The following is a 15,452-nucleotide window of genomic DNA, read 5'->3' on the forward strand; positions in this document are numbered from 1 at the left end:
GCAACGCGGCGACAAGTGTCCGCGACTGGACCCGGGCAGCCCGACGCCGCTAGCCTTCGGCTATGGGGCGCAAGCCGCCAGGAAACTTCCGCTGATGTTCGACAAGCCCACCACCCGGGTGGTGGCCCTGGTCGCGCTGCTGATGCTGGCCGCTGCCGCGCTACGTGGGTATCTCCCCGCGCACCACGGTCGCCGCATCGCCGAGGAGGGCCCCAGCAAGACGGCACTGATGTTCCTGGTCGCTGCGGTCGCGGCCACCCTGGCACTGCTGGCATTCTCGATCATCGCCCGGCTGCGCGACCCGCGCACGGCAGCCCCCAGCGCCGGCGCGCTGCCTGAGATGCTGGGCAGCGGCAGTGCCCGGCCAAGCTGGCGCGTAGTGCTGATCGCACTGGGCGTGATCGTCGCCTGGATCCTGGTCGCGGTCCTGGTGTCGCGTTTCTTCGCCCCACCCCAACTCGCTCTTGATGCGCCGCAACCGAATTCGGGTGCAAACGGGCCCGGGACGGGAGGCGCTCCGCAACCGGCGCAACCTCCGCGGCACAAGGACACCCCGGACATGCTCGGCTCGTTGCTGGCGTTTGTGCCGGTGTTGCTGATGCTGTTCGTCGGCGGCTTCATCGTATCGCGCCGGCGGCGGCGCCCGGCCGTCACGGCGGCTCACGCCGACGGTCCCGTCGAATCGCCGCCTCTGGAAGCCGCTTCGGAGTCACTGGTTCGTGCCGCCGAAGTCGGGCTGGCTGAGATGACAGACCTCAGCCGCGAACCTCGCGAGGCCATCATCGCCTGCTATGCGGCAATGGAGCGTGAACTTGCCAATGTTCCGGGCGCGGTGCCGCAGGAATTCGACACCCCGACCGAGGTGCTCGCCCGCGCGGTCGAACAGCGTGCGCTGCAGGCGCAGAACGCGGTGCAGTTGGTGAACCTCTTCGAGGAGGCACGGTTCAGTCCGCACGTGATGGACGAGGGACACCGCGAGACCGCGGTCCGCGTGCTCGAACTCGTGCTCGACGAGATCGCCCCACGATCCGGCAGGGCCGCATGAAAAGACTGATCGCACTCGGTATTTGCCTCATCACGGGCGTCGAGCTGCTGGCCCTGATCGTGCAGGACCGCCGGTTCGTCCTGATCGGCGCCGGCATCGCGCTGACCCTGGTGTTGCTGAACGTGCGCCGGGTGCTGGGCCACCCGAGTGAACCGGAAGTCGAACCAGACGACGACGACCTCGGGGATTCGCTGCGTCGCTGGTTGTCCAACACCGAGACGATGATCAGGTGGTCGGATTCCAGCCGTAAGGATTGGGATCGACACCTGCGCCCGATGTTGGCGCGGCGCTTCGAGATCACCACCGGTCAACGACAGGCCAAGGACCCGGAGGCATTCCGCGCCACCGGCGAAATGCTTTTCGGTGCACAACTGTGGGAATGGGTTAATCCGAACAACGTCGGGCATGCCACTGCCAGCCAACCGGGACCGGGTCGCGCGGCGCTCGAGGAGATTCTGGGAAGGTTGGAGAAGGTATGACGATGGAGCAGAGATGACGACACCGGCGGCAATGCCAGTTGGTTCGACCACGGCCCAGTGTGAGGCGGTACTCGACGAGATCGAACGCGTCGTTGTCGGAAAGCGCGCCGCCCTGACGCTGATCCTGACCGCGCTGCTGGCTCGCGGCCACGTGCTGATCGAAGACCTTCCCGGACTTGGCAAGACGCTGATTGCCCGATCGTTTGCCTCCGCGTTGGGGCTGGAATTCACCCGAGTTCAGTTCACGCCCGACTTGTTGCCCGCCGACCTGCTCGGTTCGACGATCTATGACATGCAGTCGGGGCGTTTCGAATTCCGCCGCGGCCCGATCTTCACCAACCTGCTGCTAGGCGACGAAATCAACCGCACGCCGCCCAAGACACAGGCCGCGCTGCTCGAGGCGATGGCCGAGGGGCAGGTCAGCATTGACGGCCAAACCCACAAGCTGCCAACGCCTTTCATCGTGCTGGCCACCGACAACCCGATCGAGTACGAAGGCACCTACCCGTTGCCGGAGGCTCAGTTGGACCGGTTCGCCATCCGGCTGGAACTGCGCTACCTCTCCGAGCAGGACGAGGCGGCGATGCTGCGCCGGCGCCTGGATCGTGGTTCGGCGGAGCCGATAGTCAACCAGGTCGTCGATGCGACCGATCTGCTGGCGATGCGCGAAGCGGTGGAGCAGGTCACGGTGCACGAGGATGTGCTGCAGTATGTGGTGTCGCTGGCCACCGCGACCCGGCACCATCCGCAGGTCGCCGTCGGTGCCAGTCCGCGCGCCGAACTGGACCTGGTTCAACTCGCCCGCGCCCGCGCCTTGTTGTTGGGCCGCGACTACGTGATTCCGGAAGACGTCAAGGCGCTCGCCGTCCCCGCTGTCGCCCACCGGATCACGCTGCGTCCGGAGATGTGGGTGCGCAAGATTCAGGGCGCCGACGTGGTCGGGGAACTGTTGCGGCGCCTTCCCGTACCACGAGCCGACCGCCGGCCCACGTGATCACCCATCGGCCGGTCGAGATCCGCTGGCGGGCATCGCAACTGACGTTGACGATCGCCACCTGCGCCGGGGTGGCGCTGGCGGCCGCGATCATGGGTGGGCGCTGGCAGCTGATCGCGTTCGCCGCGCCGCTGCTCGGGGTGCTGTGCTCGCTCAGCTGGCAATCTCCGGTCCCGACGGTTCAGTTGCACGCGGAACCCGATGCACAACGATGTTTCGAGAATGAAGAAGCGCGGGTGCGGGTTTGGGTGACTACCGAATCCGGGCCGGCCACCGTCGACCTCACGGTGCCGCCCGTCGAGGGGATGGAAATGGACGAAACGGAAACGGAACCCGGCGCGAAAACGGTTGTCGCGGTGGCGAAGAGGTGGGGCCGCTACCACATCAGCGGCCGGGTCGACGTGGTCGCACGTGGCGGGTTGCTCAAGGGGACCGGAACAATCGATGTCGCCGACGTGATCGTGTTTCCCCTGACGCCACCACAATCGACCTCGCTGCCGCAGATCGAGTTGCTCGACCGGCTGGGCGCGCACCTCACCCGCCACATCGGCCCTGGCGTGGAGTACGCCGACATTCGTCTCTATGTACCGGGTGACCAACTGCGCGCGGTGAACTGGGCGGTGAGCGCGCGGCGCGGCCGCCTGCACGTCACGCAGCGATTGACCGACCGCGCCGCCGACGTGGTGGTGCTGATCGACACCTACCGTCAGCCTGCCGGACCCGCGACCACCGCGACAGAACGGGTCGTGCGCGGCGCCGCTCAGGTGGTGCAGACGGCGCTGCGCAACGGCGACCGGGCCGGGATCGTCGCACTCGGCGGCAACCGCCCCCGCTGGCTCGGCGCCGAGATCGGCCAGCGCCAGTTCTATCGGGTGCTGGACACCGTGCTGGATGCCGGCGAGCGGTTTGAAACCACCACCGGCACCCTGGCTCCTCGGGCCGCCGTCCCGTCGGGTGCGATCGTCATCGCCTTCTCGACCCTACTCGACACCGAATTCGCCTTGGCGCTCATCGATTTGCGCAAGCGTGGACACGTCGTGGTCGCAGTGGACGTGCTGGACAGTTCTCCGTTCGAGGGCGAACACGACCCGTTGGTGGTCAAGATGTGGGCGCTGCAGCGCTCGGGGATGTACCGCGACATGGCCACCGTCGGCGTGGACGTGCTGTCCTGGCCGTCGGATCGCTCGCTCGAGCAGTCGATGAGCGTGCTGCCCGATCGCCGGGTGCGGGTTCGGGGCAGGCGCTGACATGCCCGCTCAATCCGGTACCCGCGTCTTCTCGGTGGCTTTCGGTCTGCTGATGGTGGCGGCGGCGGCCATCGGATCCCATGGGCTACCGCTGATGGCGGCAGCCGCGGCCGTGCTCGCCGTCGGGTTCGGAACGGTATTTCGCTCCGCTGCAACGGTTGCCGTCCTGTTGGTGATTATCGTCATCGTGGTATCGGAACCGTCGCACGTGCTGGCCGCATTGTCGGGCCTGTGCGCCGCGGCCTACTTGGTGAGCCGGCACGCCTCCGGTGACGTCGTGACCGGAAGCTGGCCGACGATCGTCGCTGCCGTCGGGTTCACCTTCGCGGGGCTGGTGGCAACGTCGTTCCCGGTGCAGGTGCCCTGGTTGCCGTTGGTGGCGCCACTGGCGGTGTTGGCGATTTACGTCCTGGCGACGCGTCCGTTTATCAACTAAGGCGGAATTTGCCGGAACCGCATAAAGTGCCCTGCGGTTTCTTCTATGGTTCCTTCTGACGAATCGTGTCGGGTGCGAACCTCGGTCGCAGCGAGCAGCGCCCGTTTTGCGGGAAGGAAGTCGCCTCATGAGTTTCTTTATGTTGCCGCCGGAGATCAATTCGATCCGCATGTTCGCGGGTGCGGGTCCGGCGCCGATGCTTGAGGCGGCGCTGGCCTGGGACGGATTGGCGCAGGAGTTGGCTACCGCCGCGCAGTCGTTCCGGTCGGTCACATCCGGTTTGGCTGGTCAGGCGTGGCAGGGCACCGCAGCGGAGAAGATGGTTGCAGCCGCCACCCCGTACGCCGGGTTGCTGAGCAAGTCGGCGATACGTGCCGCATCGGCGTCGACCGCCGCCAAGGCGGTGGTCAGTGCGTTCGAGGCGGCCCGGGCGGCGACGGTGCACCCACAGGCTGTATCGGCGAACCGAAATGCGTTCGTGCGGTTGGTAATCGGCAATCTGTTCGGTCAGAATGCTCCGGCGATCGCGGCCGCCGAGAGTGTCTATGAAGAGTTCTGGGCCGCTGACGTGGCGGCGATGGTGAGCTATCACGGCGGGGCGTCGGCCGCGGCCGCGGCGTTGTCGTCGTGGGGCAGTGCATTGGCCGCGATGCCCGGTTTGGGTCAGGCCGCGGCCGCCGCGGCCGCGATTCCCGACGTGAACACCGGCGTCGGGAACATCGGGTCGTGGAATTTCGGTGGTGGCAACAACGGATTCCTGAACCTCGGTAACGGCAACACCGGGAACGTGAACCTGGGTGGCGGCAACGTGGGCAACCTGAACCTGGGTAGCGGCAACTTCGGCTCCTTCAATCTGGGTATTGGAAACACGGGCTACACCAACCTCGGCCTCGGGAATGCGGGTCGGCTGAACGTGGGATTCGGCCATTTGGGGAGCGGCAACGCCGGCTTCGGCAATATCGGAAACAGCAACCTCGGCAGTGGCAACCTCGGCACCCTGAACTTCGGCAGTGGAAATCTAGGCTCGTTCAACCTGGGCAGCGGCAACGTGGGATCGTCCAACATCGGTTTGGCCAACAACGGCAACTTCAACTTCGGCTTCGGGAACCACGGCAACAACAACATCGGGTTCGGGCTGACCGGAGACAATCAGATCGGTATCGGCGCGCTGAACTCCGGAACCGGCAATATCGGCTTCGGAAACTCGGGCAACAACAACGTCGGCTTCTTCAACTCCGGCAACGGCAACTCCGGCTTCTTCAACTCCGGCGACGGAAACTTCGGATTCGGCAACGCGGGAGGCGGCAACACCGGATTCTGGAATGCGGGTGACACCAACACCGGCTTTGGCAACGCCGGTTTGACAAACTTTGGATTCGGAAACTCGGGGAATCTCAACGCGGGCCTCGGGAATTCCGGTGGATTGAACATGGGCTCGGGGAACACGGGCTTCCACAACGCCGGATCTTTCAACTCCGGTGACTACAACACCGGTCTGTCGAACAGCGGTGGTCTCAATACCGGCCTGGGCAATTCCGGCAACACCAACACCGGCTTGCTGAATTCGGGCGACTTCAACACCGGTGTCGGCAGTGCGATCACGCCGGCAGGAGCGACGGGCTCCGGTATCGGCAACACGGGATTCAACAGCTCCGGGTTTTACAACACGGCCAACTTCTCGTCCGGTTTCCAGAACTCCGACGCCGGCGTAGGAGCCACGTTGATGTCCGGTTTCAATAACTCGGCCGCGTCGGCGACCGGGTGGTACAACACCGGTCAGGTTACGGTCGGGATTCTGAACTCGGGCAACCTCAGCGCCGGTATTTCGGTTGCGGGAGTGGGTAGCTCGGGTATCAACATTCCAGGTAACACGAGCTCCGGTTTCTTCAACCAGGGCAACAACCAATCCGGCTTTTTCGGCCCGGCGGCCACCGTTTCCTTGCTCGCCTTGGGACCGTTGGCCCCAGCCCTCGCGTCATTGCCCGCAGCACCCGCTATCGGCGTGGCACTGCCCGACATCAACACCGGCCCGGGCAATCTGGGCAGTTGGAACCTCGGCGGAGGAAACGACGGCGACTTCAACCTGGGCATCGGCAACATCGGAAACGTGAACCTGGGTGGCGGTAACCTCGGAAATCTCAACCTGGGCGGCGGCAACTGGGGCTCCTACAACCTGGGCGGCGGCAACGTCGGCTACACCAACCTGGGTGGTGGCAACTACTTCGGGAACCTGAACTTCGGCGGCGGGAACTATGTCGGCAACGGGAATTTCGGTTTCGGCAACCACTTCGGTGACGGAAACTTCGGCAGCGGAAACTCGGGCAGTGGAAACATCGGTAGCGGCAATCTCGGCTCGTTCAACCTCGGCAGCGGCAACCTGGGTACCTCCAACTTCGGGTTCGGCAACAAGGGCAGCTTCAACTTCGGGTTCGGCAACAGCGGCAACAACAACATCGGCTTCGGACTCACCGGTGACAACCAGTTCGGCATCGGGGCATTGAACGCCGGCACCGGCAATGTCGGCTTCGGCAACTCCGGCAACAACAACGTCGGCTTCTTCAACTCCGGTGACGGGAACTTCGGCTTCTTCAACTCCGGCAACACCAACACCGGATTCGGCAATGCCGGAAACGTGAACACCGGCTCATGGAACGGGGGCTCGCTGAACACCGGTATCGGCAACGGTGGGTTCACCAACGTCGGGATCGGCAACGGCGGCTTCAACAACGTCGGCGCCGGCAACGCCGGCACGAACAATATGGGGTCCTTCAACGCGGGCTACGCCAATACCGGCGACTTCAACTCGGGTGGCATCGCCGGCGGGCTCGGCGGCAACACAGGATCATTCAACGCAGGCTCTCTGAACACCGGCTTCGGTAACTCCGGCGATCTGAACACCGGCCTGCTCAACGCCGGCGACGTCAATACCGCCATCGCTAGCGCGACCGATCAGCCTGGCACCGTGTCCGGATTCGGACACGTCGCGGGCGCCACCAGCGTCTCGGGTTTCAACAATTCCGGCGACACACTGTCGGGGTTCCAGAACGTCAAAACCGGTGGCTTCTCGCCGATCTCGGGTTTCGGTAACAACGGCACCGAGCTGGTCGGCTTCAACAACATCGGCGCCGCCAACGTCGGATTCGGCAATACCGGATCATTCAGTGCCGGATTCAACGTCGCGGGCAAGTTCAGCTCCGGCATCGGCGTTTCCGGCGACGCGAGCTCGGGCATCTCGAACTCCGGCAATAGCAGTTCCGGGTTCTTCAACAAGGGTGACGACCAGTCGGGGTTCTTCGACCAGACGTGAGTTGAGTCAGTTCAGGAAGGTCGCCGCGCGCTCGGCCAGGTCCAGCACCGGCTGCGGGAAGATGCCCAGCAGCACCGTCACCAGGGCACACACCGCGATGGCCGCTTTACTCAGCACCCCAGGCGCCATCACATGCGGTGTGTCGTCGGTGGGCTCGGTGAAGAACATCGACACGATCACACGAACATAGAAATACGCCGCAACGCCGGACGAGATCACACCGATCACCACCAGCGGCACCGCGCCGCCCTGGGCGGCGGCCTTGAACACGGCGAACTTACTGATGAAGCCACTCGTCAGCGGGATGCCCGCGAATGCCAGCAGAAACATCGAAAGCATTACGCCCACAATGGGGGAGCGCTGACCCAGGCCCGCCCAGTGCGACAGGTCGGCATCCTCGACGTCATCGGAGTTGCGGACCAGGCCCACGATCGCGAAGGCGCCGACCGTGCTGAAGCTGTAGGCGACCAGGTAGAACAGGGTGCCCGACAGGCCCGCGGAGTTGTCGGCGATCACGCCGGTGAGAATGAAGCCGACGTGCGCGACCGACGAATAGGCCAGCATCCGTTTGACATTCGTCTGGTTCACCGCGGTGATCGTGCCCACGGTCATGGTCAGGATCGCGATTCCCCACAGCACCGGGCGCCAGTCGTGGTGTAGCGGCGGCAGGGCCACATAAACCACCCGCAGCAGGGCGCCGAACGCCGCGACCTTGGTAGCCGCCGCCATGAAACCGGTGATCGGGGTGGGCGCCCCCTGATAGACGTCAGGGATCCACGAATGGAACGGGACGGCGCCGACCTTGAACAGCAGACCGACCGAGAGCAGCGCGACCCCGACCAGCGCCATGCCCGTATCGCTGTCTCCCGCAAGCGAATCGCGGATTCCGCCGAGGGTCAATGTGCCGGTCGCACCGTAGAGCAGGGCGACACCGTAGAGGAAGAAGGCCGACGAGAACGCCCCCAGCAGGAAGTACTTCAACGCCGACTCCTGCGACACCAACCGACGGTGCCGGGCCAGCCCGCACATCAGGTACAGCGGGAGCGAAAGAACTTCCAGCGCAACGAACATGGTCAGCAGGTCGTTGGACGCGGGGAACACCATCATGCCGCCGACCGAGAGCGTCAGCAGCGGGAAAAGCTCGGTCTGGGCCGCCCCGGCGCGTTCGGCCTCGTGCTCGGCGTCGCTGCCGGGCACCGCGGAGGCTTGGGGGGTGAAGGAATCCAGTCCGGCGAAAACCTTGTGCTTTTCGGCGGCGGCCTTGTCCGCGACCGATCGCTGGCTGCGCTCGGCGACGAAAATGACGGCCAGGATCGAGACCAGAACGATGGTGCCTTGCAGGAACAGCGTCGGCCGGTCCACCGCCACGGCGCCGAGCACGGCGCGGCGGCCCTCGGCCGGTACCGACTTTGCCACCGCCACCACGGCGGCGAACGCGGCGGCCAGCCCCCCGAGGGCCAGCACCACCTGCGCGCCGTAGCGCAGCCGGCGCGGCAGGAACGCCTCGACCAGCACGCCGACGACCGCGATGCCGAACACGATGAACATCGGGGACAGCGAGAAGTACTCGATGCTGGGGCTGGGCAGCGTCATTGGTGCGGTCCTTCGGCTTTACGGGGCACGCCGCTGATTGGAACAGTAGGTGCGGGGTCGTGCTGACCGATGGTGGTCATGGTGTTCTCGACTGCCGGGTTGATGACGTCCAGCACCGGCTTGGGGTAGACGCCGAGCACGAACAACAGCGCGAGCAGCGGTGCGACGACGATCATCTCGCGCCCGACGAGGTCACGGATCTTCTCGTTGCCCTTGGCGACCGGACCGGTCATCACGCGCTGGTAGAGCCACAGCATGTAGATGGCCGCCAGCACCAGCGCGGTCACCCCGAAGGCTGCGGCCACCCAGTAGCGGTTGAAAGTTCCCAGCAATACCAGGAATTCGCTGATGAACGGCGCCAGGCCGGGTAGCGACAGGGTGGCCATGCAGGAGACGAGGAAGGTGCCGGCCAGGATGGGGGCCACCTTCTGCACGCCGCCGTAATCGGCGATGTTGCGGCTGCCGCCACGGGAGACCAGGAATCCCGCGATCAGGAACACCGCCGCGGTGGAGATGCCGTGGTTGAGCATGTACAGCGTCGAGCCGCTCTGGCCCTGGGTGGTCATCACGAAAATGCCCGCGATGATGAACCCGAAGTGGGAGATCGAGGTGTAGGCGATCAGGCGCATCATGTCGGTCTGGCCGATCGCCACGATGGCGCCGTAGATTACCCCGATGATGGCCAGCGTGACGATCGCCGGGCGGAAATACGTTGAAGCGTCCGGGAACAGCTGCAGGCAGTAGCGCAGCATCCCGAAGGTGCCCACTTTGTCCATCACCGCGGTGATCAGCACCGCGGTGGCGGGAGTCGACTCGACCGCGGCGTCGGGCAGCCAGCGGTGCAGTGGCCACAGCGGCGCCTTGATCGCGAACGCGAACATGAAGCCCAGGAATAGGGCCTTGAATACCGCCGGGTCGACGCCGGCAAGGCGGCCGGTTCGGACGTCGTTGACGATGCGGACGAAGTCGAACGTGCCGCCGCCGTGCTGGCTGGTGACCACGTACAGGCCGATCACCGCCGCCAGCATGATCAGCCCGCCGAACAGGTTGTACAGCAGGAACTTCACCGCCGCCCGCGAGCGCTCCTTGCCCTGCCCGAAACCGCCGATGAGGAAGTACATCGGGATCAGCATGGCCTCGAAGAACACGTAGAACAGCAGCACATCCAGCGCGACCACCGAGATCAGCACCATCGACTCGATGGCCAGGGTCAGCGCGACGTACGCGTGCGGGCCACGGGGGTTGGTGTCTCCACCGTCGTTCCAGCCGGCGACCAGCAGCAGCGGGATCAGCACCGTGGTCAGCACCACCAGGATCAGCGCGATGCCGTCCACACCCAGGGAGTAACCCGCGCCGAAAGCAGGTATCCAGGTGCGCTTTTCGACGAACTGGTAGGTGTCACCGCCGGGCTTGAACGCCGCGGCGACGACAAGGGACACGGCCAGCGTGGCGACGGCGACCACCAGGCCGGTCCACTTCGCGACCTGACGCAGCCCCGGCGGCAACAGGATCACCAGCACCGCGCCGGCCAACGGGACGAGCCACAAGATGCTCAGCCACGGAATGCTCGAGTTCACCACAGGTTCACCACCAGCAGCGCACCCGCCACCAGGGCCGCACCGGCCAGCATCGACAGCGCGTAGTTGCGCGCGAAGCCGGTCTGCAAGCCGCGCAATCCATTTGAGGTCCGGCCCACCAGCGCGGCCAGTGCGTTGACCGAGCCGTCCACTCCGGAGTTGTCGACGGCGACCAGCCTGTCCGTCAGGTGCGCACCCGGGCGCATGAAGACCTCCTCGTTGAAGGCATCGCCGTAAGCGTCGGCGCGTGCGGCCGTCGTCAGTACCGAGACCTGGGCAGGGGCAACCCGCGGAATCTCGGCCTTGCCGCCGTACATGCGGTAGGCCACCGCGATGCCGACGACCACCACGCCGAGGGCCAGCGAGGTGCTGACCCAGGCCGGTACGGCGTGGGTGGTCTCCTCGTGGGCCCCGACGACGGGTTCGAGCCAGTGCTTGAGCGTCCCGCCGATCGCGAACAGGGCGCCGGAGAACACCGAGCCAACCGCCAGCAGGATCATCGGCCACGCCATCAGAGCGGGCGCCTCGTGCGGATGCGAGCTCGGCGCCCAACGCTTCTGGCCGAAGAAGGTCATCAGCATCACGCGGGTCATGTAGAAGGCGGTGATGCCCGCGCCCAGCAGTGCGGCCCCGCCGAGCACGTAACCCCGGGTGCCGCCGGCGCCCAGCGCGGCCTCGATGATCGCGTCCTTGGAGAAGAAGCCCGCGAACGGGGGCACACCGATGATCGCCAGGTAGCCCAGGCCGAACGTCACGAAGGTGACCGGCAGGGCCTTGCGCAGCCCGCCGTAGCGGCGCATGTCCTGCTCGTCGTGCATCGCGTGGATGATCGAACCCGACCCGAGGAACAGGCCGGCCTTGAAGAAGCCGTGGGTGAGTAGGTGCATGATCGCGAACGCGTAGCCCGCCGGGCCGAGGCCGGCGGCCAGCACCATGTAGCCGATCTGGCTCATCGTGGAGGCGGCCAGCGCGCGCTTGATGTCGTCCTTGGCGCAGCCGATGAACGCCCCCAGCATCAGGGTGACGGCGCCGACGATGACGACCGCCAGTTGTGCGTCGGGAGCGAGGTTGAAGACCGGGTTGGACCGCACGATGAGGTACACACCGGCGGTCACCATGGTGGCGGCGTGGATCAACGCCGACACCGGGGTGGGGCCCTCCATCGCGTCGCCCAACCAGGCCTGCAGCGGGACCTGGGCCGACTTGGCGCAGGCACCCATCAGCAGCAGCAACCCCATCGCGTTCAGCACGCCCTGGCTGGCGGCGGGCGCCCCGGAGAACACCCCCGCGTAGGACACGGTGCCGAAGGTGGCGAACATCAGGAACATGGCCAGGGCCAGGCCGGCGTCCCCGACGCGGTTCATCACGAACGCCTTCTTGGCCGCCGTGGCCGCCGACGGCTTGTGGTACCAGAAGCCGATCAGCAGGTAGGACGCCAGGCCGACGCCCTCCCAGCCGACGTAGAGCAGCACGTAGTTGTCGGCCACCACCAGCAGCAGCATCGAGGCCAGGAACAGGTTCAGGTAACCGAAAAACCTTCTGCGGTCTTCGTCTTCGGCCATGTAGGCGATCGAGTAGATGTGGATCAGCGACCCGACGCCGGAGATGAGCAGGACGAAACACATCGACAATTGGTCGATCTGCAGACCGAAGTCGACCTGCAACTGGGCCACCGGCATCCAGCTGTAGACCGTCTGATGGATGACGCGGTCGTCGGCCGACCGGCTCAGCAGCTCGGTCAGCAGTGTGACACCCACGCCGAACGCCGAGAGGGCGGCCAGCGTGCCCAGCCAATGGCCCCACGCGTCGGTGCGTCTACCGCCGAACAGCAGGATCGCAGCACCCGCCAGCGGCAGCGCCACCAGCAGCCAGGTGTAATGAATCATCTTGGCGTTCTCAGCCTTTGAGTAGATTCGCGTCGTCGACCGACGCCGATTTGCGGGCACGGAAAATCGTCATGATGATGGCCAGGCCGATGACGACCTCGCACGCGGCAACCACCATGGTGAAGAACGCGATCATCTGTCCGTCGAGCTTGCCGTGCATGCGCGCGAACGTGACGAACGCCAGGTTGACGGCGTTGAGCATCAGCTCGACGCACATGAACATCACTATGGCGTTGCGCCGCAGCAGCACGCCGGCAGCCCCGATGGTGAACAGCAATGCCGAAAGGTACAGGTAATTCGCCGGATTCACGACGTGCCGCCTTTCACGGCTTCCGGTGAAGGAGTCTGCAGCCCGTCGGCTCCGCGGGTTCGCAGGATCTTGGACACCGACAGGTCCGAGTAGGAGCCGTCGGGCAGCAGTGCTGCCACGTCGACGGCGTTGTGTCGGGCGTAGACGCCCGGGTTGGGCAGCGGCGTGGCGTGCCCGCCGGGGCGGAAACGCTCCTCGGAGAGCTCGCGCTGGGTCTTGCGGCGCTCGAAGCGCTCCCGGTGCGCCAGGATCATCGCCCCGACCGCGGCGGTGATCAGCAGTGCGCTGGTCAGCTCGAAGGCCCACAGGTAGCGCGAGAAGATCAGCGCCGCAAGTCCTTCGACGTTGCCGTTGGCGTTGGCGCCGGCCAGGCCGGAGAAGCCGCCGGTCGCGACGTTGCCGATGCCGGCGATCAGCGCGACGCCGAACCCGACGCCGGTGACCACCGCGGCGACGCGCTGTCCGCGCAGGGTCTCTTTCAGCGATTCCGCGGAATCCACGCCGATCAGCATTAGCACGAACAGGAAGAGCATCATCACCGCGCCGGTGTAGACCACCACCTGCACGACGCCGAGGAACAGCGCGTCCTGGGCCATGTAGAACGCCGCCAGGATGAGCATGGTCATCGCCAGGTACATCGCCGAGTACACGGCGTTGACCGCCAACACCACCCCGAGGGCACCGACGACCGCCATGGTGCCGAGCACCCAGAACATGACGGCCTCGCCGGTAGAGGTGCGGGTCAGGGTTTCCGCAGCGATGGTGACGATCATCGGGCTTCCTGACTTTCGCGCAGCCCCTGGGCCGTCACGTTGCCCAGGTAGTAGTCCTTGTCGGTGGCGCCCTCGGCCCGCGGATGTGGCGGCGCCAGCATGTCCTGCAGCAGCGGCGCCAGCAGCCGGTCCTTCTCGTAGATCAGGTCCGCGCGGTTGTCGTCGGCCAACTCGTAGTCGTTGGTCATGGTCAACGCGCGGGTCGGGCAGGCCTCGATGCACAGCCCGCACCCGATGCAGCGCAGGTAGTTGATCTGGTACACCCGGCCGTAGCGCTCGCCAGGGGAGTACCGCGCCTCTTCGGTGTTGTCGGCGCCTTCGACGTAGATCGCGTCGGCCGGGCAGGACCAGGCGCACAACTCGCAGCCGATGCACTTCTCCAGGCCGTCGGGGTACCGGTTGAGCTGATGGCGGCCGTGGTAACGCGGCGCCACCGGGCCCGGCTTCTCCGGATACTCCTCGGTGATGTTCTTTTTGAACATCGACCCGAAGGTGACGCCGAACCCGGCTACCGGATCCCAGAGGCGTCGGAAGATGTTAGCCACGTGCCTTCTCCTTGCTCGCACCTACAGGCCGTTCGAGGGTCTTGAGCGGCAGCGGTGGTGTCGGGAACGCCGGTTCGTCGGCTGCGCCGCTCGGGGTGAGGCTGACCACCTGCTTGCGGCGCTTGCGGGCACTGGGGGCGCTGAACGGTTTTCGCAGCGTCGCGATCAGCGCCACGGCAAAGACGAGGCTGCACACCACCAGCAGGGTGGTCCAGTGCGCGTAGCCCTGGTTGCGCAGGGTGCGGATGACCGCAGCGATCATGATCCACACCAGCGACACCGGGATCAGCAGCTTCCAGCCCAGCGACATGAACTGGTCGTAGCGGAACCGGGGCAGGCTGGCGCGCAACCAGAAGTAGATGAACAGGAACGTCCACATCTTGGCGGTGAACCACAGCACCGGCCACCAGCCGTGGTTGGCGCCCTCCCACATGTTCAGCGGCCACGGGGCGTGCCAGCCGCCGAAGAACATGGCGGTGGCCAGCGATGACACCGTCATCATGTTGATGTATTCGGCCAGCATGAAGATCGCGAACTTCAGCGACGAATACTCGGTGTGGAAGCCGGCGACCAGCTCGCCTTCGGCTTCGGGCAGGTCGAACGGGGCCCGGTTGGTTTCACCCACCATCGAGATCAGGTAGATGACGAACGACGGCAGCAGCAGGAATACGTACCAGACCCGATCCTGGGCGGCCACGATCTGCGACGTCGACATCGAGCCGGCGAACAGGAACACCGCCGCGAAGGACAGCCCCATCGCCACCTCATAGGAGATGACCTGTGCGGTCGAGCGCACCCCGCCCAGCAGGGGATAGGTGGAGCCGGAAGCCCAGCCGCCCAGCACGATTCCGTACACGCCGATGGCCGACAGCCCCAGGATGAACAGCACCGCGACCGGCAGATCGGTCAGCTGCAGGGGCGTCCAGTGCCCGAACACCGACACCTCGGGCCCGAACGGGATGAACGCGAAGGCGGTGAACGCGGGGATCGCCGAGATGGCCGGGGCCGCGAAGTAGACGAACCAGTCGATGCCCTTCGGGGTGATGCTCTCCTTGAGTGCCAGCTTGACGCCGTCGGCGAGGCTCTGCAGGGTGCCCCAGGGTCCGGCCCGGTTGGGGCCGGGCCGCAGCTGCATCCACCCGAGGATCTTGCGCTCGGCGAGGATGGCCACCAGCACGTTGAGCATCAGGAACACGAAGATCGCCAGCGCCTTGCCGAGCACCAGCCACCAGGGGTCGTGTCCGAAGGCGGCCAAACTGT

General features: G+C 65.7%; 13 protein-coding genes. 6 read left to right on the forward strand and 7 right to left on the reverse strand.

From position 1 onward, the window contains the following. The first annotated feature begins 94 nt into the window (after nucleotides 1–94). From JX552_RS08120 to JX552_RS08145, 6 genes are all read left to right on the forward strand, one after another. On the forward strand, nucleotides 95–1,045 hold the full coding sequence (locus JX552_RS08120; RefSeq protein ID WP_205878313.1) for a DUF4129 domain-containing protein: 951 nt from the start codon (nucleotides 95–97) through the stop codon (nucleotides 1,043–1,045). Further along, the gene (locus JX552_RS08125; protein WP_205876866.1) at nucleotides 1,042–1,524 is read left to right on the forward strand and encodes a hypothetical protein; all 483 of its coding nucleotides are present in this window, start codon (nucleotides 1,042–1,044) and stop codon (nucleotides 1,522–1,524) included. Before JX552_RS08120 ends, JX552_RS08125 begins: the two co-directional genes overlap by 4 nt. Nucleotides 1,525–1,555: 31 nt before the next feature. Beyond that, nucleotides 1,556–2,518 (forward strand): AAA family ATPase, encoded by a 963-nt coding sequence (locus tag JX552_RS08130; protein WP_431195969.1) that lies wholly within the window; start codon nucleotides 1,556–1,558, stop codon nucleotides 2,516–2,518. After that, nucleotides 2,515–3,765 carry a DUF58 domain-containing protein gene (locus JX552_RS08135; protein ID WP_205876868.1) on the forward strand — a complete coding sequence of 417 codons (1,251 nt, stop codon included), beginning with the start codon at nucleotides 2,515–2,517 and terminating at the stop codon, nucleotides 3,763–3,765. The genes JX552_RS08130 and JX552_RS08135 overlap by 4 nt, the downstream gene beginning before the upstream one ends. A gap of 1 nt (nucleotide 3,766) precedes the next feature. Continuing rightward, complete coding sequence (locus JX552_RS08140) at nucleotides 3,767–4,201, forward strand: hypothetical protein (RefSeq protein WP_205876869.1); 435 nt, start codon at nucleotides 3,767–3,769, stop codon at nucleotides 4,199–4,201. Nucleotides 4,202–4,328: 127 nt separating this feature from the next. Then, the gene (locus JX552_RS08145) at nucleotides 4,329–7,508 is read left to right on the forward strand and encodes a PPE family protein (RefSeq protein WP_205876870.1); all 3,180 of its coding nucleotides are present in this window, start codon (nucleotides 4,329–4,331) and stop codon (nucleotides 7,506–7,508) included. Between the two features lie 6 nt (nucleotides 7,509–7,514). Here the strand turns inward: JX552_RS08145 and nuoN are convergent, their stop codons facing one another. From nuoN to nuoH, 7 genes are read right to left on the reverse strand one after another with little or no spacing between them, the layout of a single operon-like run. Continuing rightward, complete coding sequence (gene nuoN / locus JX552_RS08150; protein ID WP_205876871.1) at nucleotides 7,515–9,101, reverse strand: NADH-quinone oxidoreductase subunit NuoN; 1,587 nt, start codon at nucleotides 9,099–9,101, stop codon at nucleotides 7,515–7,517. Further along, nucleotides 9,098–10,678 carry an NADH-quinone oxidoreductase subunit M gene (locus tag JX552_RS08155; RefSeq protein ID WP_431195934.1) on the reverse strand — a complete coding sequence of 527 codons (1,581 nt, stop codon included), beginning with the start codon at nucleotides 10,676–10,678 and terminating at the stop codon, nucleotides 9,098–9,100. The genes nuoN and JX552_RS08155 overlap by 4 nt, the downstream gene beginning before the upstream one ends. Further along, complete coding sequence (gene nuoL / locus JX552_RS08160) at nucleotides 10,675–12,564, reverse strand: NADH-quinone oxidoreductase subunit L (RefSeq protein WP_205876873.1); 1,890 nt, start codon at nucleotides 12,562–12,564, stop codon at nucleotides 10,675–10,677. Before nuoL ends, JX552_RS08155 begins: the two co-directional genes overlap by 4 nt. 10 nt (nucleotides 12,565–12,574) lie before the next feature. Continuing rightward, on the reverse strand, nucleotides 12,575–12,874 hold the full coding sequence (gene nuoK / locus JX552_RS08165) for an NADH-quinone oxidoreductase subunit NuoK (RefSeq protein ID WP_205876874.1): 300 nt from the start codon (nucleotides 12,872–12,874) through the stop codon (nucleotides 12,575–12,577). Further along, the gene (locus tag JX552_RS08170; RefSeq protein WP_205876875.1) at nucleotides 12,871–13,647 is read right to left on the reverse strand and encodes an NADH-quinone oxidoreductase subunit J; all 777 of its coding nucleotides are present in this window, start codon (nucleotides 13,645–13,647) and stop codon (nucleotides 12,871–12,873) included. Before JX552_RS08170 ends, nuoK begins: the two co-directional genes overlap by 4 nt. Beyond that, nucleotides 13,644–14,192, reverse strand: a complete 549-nt coding sequence (gene nuoI / locus JX552_RS08175) for an NADH-quinone oxidoreductase subunit NuoI (protein WP_277396051.1) — start codon at nucleotides 14,190–14,192, stop codon at nucleotides 13,644–13,646. The genes JX552_RS08170 and nuoI overlap by 4 nt, the downstream gene beginning before the upstream one ends. After that, a complete protein-coding gene (gene nuoH, locus JX552_RS08180) occupies nucleotides 14,185–15,447 on the reverse strand; it encodes an NADH-quinone oxidoreductase subunit NuoH (protein WP_205878315.1) in 1,263 nt (420 codons plus the stop codon). The genes nuoI and nuoH overlap by 8 nt, the downstream gene beginning before the upstream one ends. Between the last annotated feature and the right edge of the window lie 5 nt (nucleotides 15,448–15,452).

The sequence above is a fragment of the Mycobacterium gordonae genome, from assembly GCF_017086405.1.
In the GTDB taxonomy this organism is placed as follows: Bacteria; Actinomycetota; Actinomycetes; order Mycobacteriales; family Mycobacteriaceae; genus Mycobacterium; species Mycobacterium gordonae_D.